We start from the raw sequence: 631 nt of genomic DNA on the forward strand, positions 1-631 counted from the left end.
TTGGCCTCCGACTTGTTATTGATAAGACGGTTAGAACGAGCCACAGAAGCAAGAGCTGCTTCGGTTGCCTGTTTGTTAGTGTTAACAGCGAATGTCTGACCAGTCTTAGCATCATACACTGTTGCAACACCTTTGGAGTTGATGATTGGGTTACCACGGCTGTTAAGCATAACGTTGTATTCACCAATTTTGTATGGTGATACTGGAATCTGAGCACCATTAGCACCCTGAACAACATGAGCCTGCATACCCTGAGCTTTAGCAGCTGCTGCTGTAGCTTTCATCTGAGCAGTCTGAGCATTCTGTTGCAGAGTCTGAAGACGAATTGGAGCTTCTTGCTGTTTCAGTGCCATGTTTCCACGCATCTGATCCATCATCGCTTGGTTGTACTGCATCTTATTCTGACGTTCCTGTACATCCAGAGCACGCATTTCAGGAGTATTCTCATACTGAGCTTTCTCAAGATTCTGCTGACCTGTTTGAATCTGAAGATTCTGCTGTTGCAACTGATTCTGCTGTTGCAGCTGTTGCATAGCACGTTGTTCAGGGGATGTAAGGATTTTGGAATTCCCTGTCTCAATATACTGTTGAATCTCTTGACGGTCATAACCTTTATTCAAGAGATCATCAG

1 protein-coding gene is annotated in these 631 nt (G+C 44.5%); it reads right to left on the minus strand.

Going from position 1 to position 631, the window contains the following annotated elements:
* Nucleotides 1-631 (minus strand): hypothetical protein (locus N1032_RS26080; protein ID WP_259543533.1); only part of this gene is annotated, 631 nt, incomplete at both ends.

Origin of the sequence: Herbiconiux daphne, assembly GCF_024979295.1 — a bacterium.
Classification (GTDB): domain Bacteria; phylum Actinomycetota; class Actinomycetes; order Actinomycetales; family Microbacteriaceae; genus Herbiconiux; species Herbiconiux daphnes.